The following is a 5,102-nucleotide window of genomic DNA, read 5'->3' as shown; positions in this document are numbered from 1 at the left end:
CCATCGGAGAATGCGGTTTCTCTGTGGAAACCGTCACACCCCTAAAAGCGACGACTGCTGCGCAGCCGAACGGGGATAAATCCCCTCGCCACAGGTTGTGTAGCTTTCTTTAGATCAAGGTTTCGATACGCAGCGAGTTAGTCGACCCCGGCTGCCCGAATGGCACACCAGCGGTGATCAGCAGCGTGTCACCGCGCTCGGCCATGCCTTGGGCCTGGGCGATTTCCAGCGCGGTCGAGCAGACTTCGTCGACCTGACGCAGGCGATCGTTGACCACCGAGTGAATCCCCCACGCGACACTCAAGCGGCGTGCGGTCTGCAGGTTTGGCGTCAGGTTGAGGATCGGCGCTTTCGGCCGTTCCCGCGCCGCACGCAGGGTCGATGCCCCCGACTCGCTGTAGTTGACCAGCACCGCCACCGGCAGCACGTTGCTGATGCGGCGGATCGCACAGCTGATCGCATCGGAAACGGTCGCTTCAGCCTTTGGTCGGCTGACGTCGAGCTGCGTCTGATAGTCCGGGCCGTTTTCCACCTGACGGATGATCTTGCTCATCATCTGCACGGCTTCCAGCGGGTATTCACCGGACGCGGTTTCCGCCGACAACATCACCGCATCGGCACCCTCGGCCACGGCGTTGGCGACGTCGGTGACCTCGGCGCGGGTTGGCGCCGGGGAGAAGCGCATCGACTCCAGCATCTGCGTCGCCACCACTACCGGTTTACCCAGTTCGCGGCAGGTGCTGATGATGTTTTTCTGGATCTGCGGCACGCTTTCCGCCGGCACTTCCACGCCAAGGTCACCACGGGCGACCATGATCGCATCGCTCAGCTCGGCGATTTCACGCAGTTGCTCAACCGCCGACGGCTTCTCGATTTTCGCCATCAAAAAGGCCTTGTCGCCGATCAGCTCGCGGGCTTCGAGCATGTCCTGCGGACGTTGCACGAACGACAACGCCACCCAGTCCACCCCCAGCTCGAGGCCGAAGCTCAGGTCGCGGCGATCCTTGGCGGTCAGCGGGCTCAGGTCGAGCACCGCTTGCGGCACGTTCACGCCTTTGCGGTCGGAGAGCTCACCGCCGTTGAGCACGGTGGTGTCGATCGCGTCGGTGTATTTGCTGACCACCCGCAGGCGCAGTTTGCCGTCATCCAGCAGCAGATCCATACCGGCTTCGAGCGCGGCGATGATCTCCGGGTGCGGCAGATTCACTCGGCGTTCGTCACCGGGCGTGGCGTCCAGATCGAGGCGGAACGCCTGGCCGCGATGCAGCTGCACTTTGCCCTCCGCGAATTTGCCGACGCGCAGTTTTGGCCCTTGCAGGTCCATCAGAATACCCAGCGGGTAGTTGAGCTGGCGCTCGACTTCGCGGATCCACTGATAGCGCTTGGCGTGGTCGGCATGATCGCCGTGGCTGAAGTTCAGGCGGAAGATATTGACCCCGGCCTCGACCAGCTCACGGATGTCTTCGATGCCATCGACGGCAGGGCCGAGGGTGGCGAGGATTTTGACCTTTTTATCAGGCGTCATGATTTAGAGCTCTCGAGGATCAGAATGGCGCGGAAGTCGTTGACGTTGGTGCGGGTCGGCTCGGTGACAATCAGCGCATCGAGCGCCTCGAAGTAGCCGTAACCGTTGTTGTTATCCAGCTCGTCGCTGGCGCTCAAACCGAAGGCGGCGGCGCGGGCGTAGCTGTCCGGGGTCATGATCGCGCCAGCGTTGTCTTCCGAGCCGTCGATGCCGTCGGTGTCACCGGCCAGGGCGTAGACGCCGGGCTGGCCCTTGAGGCTGTCGGTGAGGCTGAGGAGGAATTCGGCGTTGCGTCCGCCACGGCCATTGCCGCGCACGGTCACGGTGGTTTCGCCGCCGGAGAGAATCACGCACGGCGCCGCCAATGGCTGGCCGTGGTTGATGATCTGGCGGGCGATGCCGGCGTGGACCTTGGCCACTTCGCGCGACTCGCCTTCGAGGTCGCCGAGGATCAGCGTACTGAAACCGGCCTGGCGGCATTTCACCGCAGCGGCATCCAGCGATTGCTGAGGGCGGGCGATCAACTGGAAGTGGCTGCGCGCCAGACTCGGATCGCCGGGTTTGACCGTTTCCGACTCAGGGCTTTGCAGCCAGTTACGCACGGAAGCGGGAATCTCGATGCCGTAGCGTTTGATGATCGCCAGTGCTTCGGCAGACGTGCTTGGATCGGCCACAGTCGGGCCGGACGCGATGACCGTGGCGAGGTCGCCCGGCACATCGGAAATCGCATAGGTATACACCGTGGCCGGCCAGCAGGCCTTGCCCAGACGCCCGCCCTTGATCGCCGAGAGGTGCTTGCGCACGCAGTTCATCTCGCCGATGGTTGCGCCGGATTTGAGCAGGGCTTTGTTGATCGACTGCTTGTCGGCGAGGGTGATGCCTTCGGCCGGCAAGGCGAGCAGGGCAGAGCCGCCACCGGAGAGCAGGAAGATCACACGGTCGTCTTCAGTCAGGTTACTGACCAGTTCCAGCACGCGTTTGGCCACGGCCAGACCGGCAGCGTCCGGCACCGGATGCGCGGCTTCGACCACTTCGATTTTTTCGCACGGGGCGCCGTGACCGTAACGGGTCACCACGAGGCCCGAGACGTCACCCTGCCAGCAGCGCTCGACCACTTGCGCCATCGCGGCGGCCGCTTTGCCGGCGCCGATGACGATGACTCGGCCAGTGCGATCGGCAGGCAGATGAGCTTCGAGGACCTGGTTCGGATGGGCCGCGTCGATGGCTGTGGCAAACAGCTCGCGCAGCAGTTGTTGCGGATCGACCGACATGGCGGGCTCCCGGAATTCTTGTTATTCGAAAGGGCGGTAGAGATCCCTGTGGGAGCGAGCTTGCTCGCGAAAGCGATGGATCAGTCAATATCCATGTCGACTGACACGCCCTCTTCGCGAGCAAGCTCGCTCCCACAGGTTTTAAGCGGTGGGGCAGTGGCTTATTTGTTGTCGCGAATCGAGAAGTTGGCCATGTGTTCCAGACCCTTGATCAACGCCGAGTGGTCCCAGTTGCTGCCACCGATGGCCGCACAGGTGCTGAACACTTGCTGGGCGTTGGCGGTGTTCGGCAGGTTGATGTTCAGCTCTTTGGCGCCTTGCAGGGCCAGGTTCAGGTCCTTCTGGTGCAGGCTGATGCGGAAGCCCGGATCGAAGGTGCCCTTGATCATGCGCTCGCCGTGCACTTCGAGGATCTTCGACGAAGCGAAACCGCCCATCAGTGCTTCACGCACCTTGGCCGGATCGGCACCGTTTTTCGAGGCGAACAACAGCGCTTCGGCCACGGCCTGAATGTTCAGCGCGACGATGATCTGGTTAGCGACCTTGGCGGTCTGACCGTCGCCATTGCCACCGACCAGGGTGATGTTCTTGCCCATGGCCTGGAACAGCGGCAGTGCGCGTTCGAACGCATCGGCGTCGCCACCGACCATGATGCTCAGGGTCGCCGCCTTGGCGCCGACTTCACCGCCGGATACCGGGGCGTCGAGGTACTGCGCGCCTTTTTCGTTGATTTTCTTGGCGAAGGCCTTGGTGGCGGTCGGCGAGATCGAGCTCATGTCGATCACCACTTTTCCTTTGCCGATACCGGCGGCAACGCCGTCGGCGCGGAACAGCACGTCGTCGACCTGCGGGGTGTCCGGGACCATGACGATGATGAATTCAGCTTCCTGCGCCACTTCGCGCGGGTTGGCCAGGGCGACGGCGCCGGCGGCAACCAAGTCGGCAGGTGCGGCGTCGTGGTGCGCCGACAGGAACAGGCTGTGACCGGCTTTCTGCAGGTTTGCCGCCATTGGGTGGCCCATGATGCCGGTGCCGATAAATCCGATTTTAGCCATGAGAAAATCCTCTTGTTTTTGTCTTGCTCCCAACACCGAGTCGGTGAGCTTTTGTGGCGAGGGGATTTATCCCCGATGGGCAGCGAAGCTGCCCCAGATTTTTTGCAATGCGCGGGTGTAGCTATTACGACTGCTGCGCAGCCGAACGGGGCGGTGCGACGATTCGCTAAATCCCCTCGCCACAAGCGCTATGCGTGATCAATCAGATTGCGTTGTGGTTTTTCAGCCAGCCGAGGCCCGCTTCAGTGGTGGTCAGCGGCTTGTACTCGCAACCCACCCAACCCTGATAACCGATGCGATCGAGGTGTTCGAACAGGAAGCGGTAGTTGATCTCGCCAGTGCCCGGCTCGTTGCGCCCCGGGTTGTCCGCGAGCTGCACGTGGTTGATCTCGCCCAGGTGCGATTGCAGGGTGCGGGCCAGATCGCCCTCCATGATTTGCATGTGGTAGATGTCGTATTGCAGGAACAGATTGGCGCTGCCGACCTGCTCGCGGATCGACAGGGCTTGCGCTGTGTTGTTCAGGTAGAAGCCCGGAATGTCGCGGGTGTTGATCGCTTCCATCACCAGTTTGATGCCCGCTGCCTGCAACTTGTCGGCGGCGTATTTCAGGTTGGCGACGAAGGTTCTTTCCACGGTGGCATCGTCGACGCCTTGCGGGCGGATACCGGCCAGGCAGTTGACCTGAGTGTTGCCCAGCACTTGCGCGTAGGCGATCGCCAGATCGACACCGGCGCGGAATTCTTCAACCCGGTCCGGCAGGCAGGCGATACCGCGCTCGCCCTTGGCCCAGTCACCGGCCGGCAGGTTGAACAGCACTTGGGTCAGACCGTTGGCGTCGAGCCTGGCCTTGATTTCGGCGGAGCTGAAGTCGTACGGGAACAGGTATTCCACACCACTGAAACCGGCCTTGGCGGCGGCGTCGAAACGGGCAAGGAAATCCTGTTCGGTGAACAGCATGGACAGGTTGGCTGCGAAACGCGGCATGGTGGTCTCCTAAAAACGCATGTGACACGGTTGATCAGACTGAACGCGATCAAGTCCCCTCTCCCGGAGGAAGAGGGGGCCAATTACGTTTAGTCGAGCAGCGAAATCGCCGTTGGCGCATCGTTGCCGACCAGCGCCAGGTCTTCGAATTCATTGACGGCGTTGATCTCGGTCCCCATGGAGATGTTGGTCACACGCTCCAGGATGATTTCGACGATCACCGGCACCTTGAACTCTTCGATCATCTGTTCGGCCTTGCGCAGGGC

The 5,102-nt window shown here is 62.2% G+C and carries 4 protein-coding genes and 1 pseudogene; all 5 read right to left on the bottom strand.

From position 1 onward, the window contains the following. Positions 1–109: 109 nt before the first annotated feature. On the bottom strand, positions 110–1,525 hold the full coding sequence (gene pyk / locus DBR24_RS22450; protein ID WP_128615835.1) for a pyruvate kinase: 1,416 nt from the start codon (positions 1,523–1,525) through the stop codon (positions 110–112). Further along, a complete protein-coding gene (locus DBR24_RS22445) occupies positions 1,522–2,796 on the bottom strand; it encodes a glycerate kinase (RefSeq protein WP_128615834.1) in 1,275 nt (424 codons plus the stop codon). Before DBR24_RS22445 ends, pyk begins: the two co-directional genes overlap by 4 nt. Positions 2,797–2,957: 161 nt before the next feature. Beyond that, entirely contained in the window at positions 2,958–3,851 is an 894-nt protein-coding gene (locus tag DBR24_RS22435) for a 2-hydroxy-3-oxopropionate reductase (protein ID WP_123465835.1), read from the bottom strand. 202 nt (positions 3,852–4,053) lie between these two features. Then, a complete protein-coding gene (hyi, locus tag DBR24_RS22430; RefSeq protein ID WP_128615833.1) occupies positions 4,054–4,836 on the bottom strand; it encodes a hydroxypyruvate isomerase in 783 nt (260 codons plus the stop codon). A gap of 89 nt (positions 4,837–4,925) precedes the next feature. After that, positions 4,926–5,102, bottom strand: a pseudogene (locus DBR24_RS22425) (glyoxylate carboligase); the annotation flags it as partial.

This window comes from Pseudomonas sp. HMWF006, assembly GCF_003061205.1.
Lineage (GTDB): Bacteria > Pseudomonadota > Gammaproteobacteria > Pseudomonadales > Pseudomonadaceae > Aquipseudomonas > Aquipseudomonas monsensis.
Note: the sequence above shows the minus strand (reverse complement) of the source record. Positions and strands in the feature narration are given on the sequence as shown.

Excerpts from the sequence above, each read along its gene's own strand:
- DBR24_RS22445 (WP_128615834.1), bottom strand. The coding sequence starts at position 2,796 with ATGTCGGTCGATCCGCAACAACTGCTGCGCGAGCTGTTTGCCACAGCC.
- pyk (WP_128615835.1), bottom strand. The coding sequence starts at position 1,525 with ATGACGCCTGATAAAAAGGTCAAAATCCTCGCCACCCTCGGCCCTGCC.
- hyi (WP_128615833.1), bottom strand. The coding sequence starts at position 4,836 with ATGCCGCGTTTCGCAGCCAACCTGTCCATGCTGTTCACCGAACAGGAT.
- DBR24_RS22435 (WP_123465835.1), bottom strand. The coding sequence starts at position 3,851 with ATGGCTAAAATCGGATTTATCGGCACCGGCATCATGGGCCACCCAATG.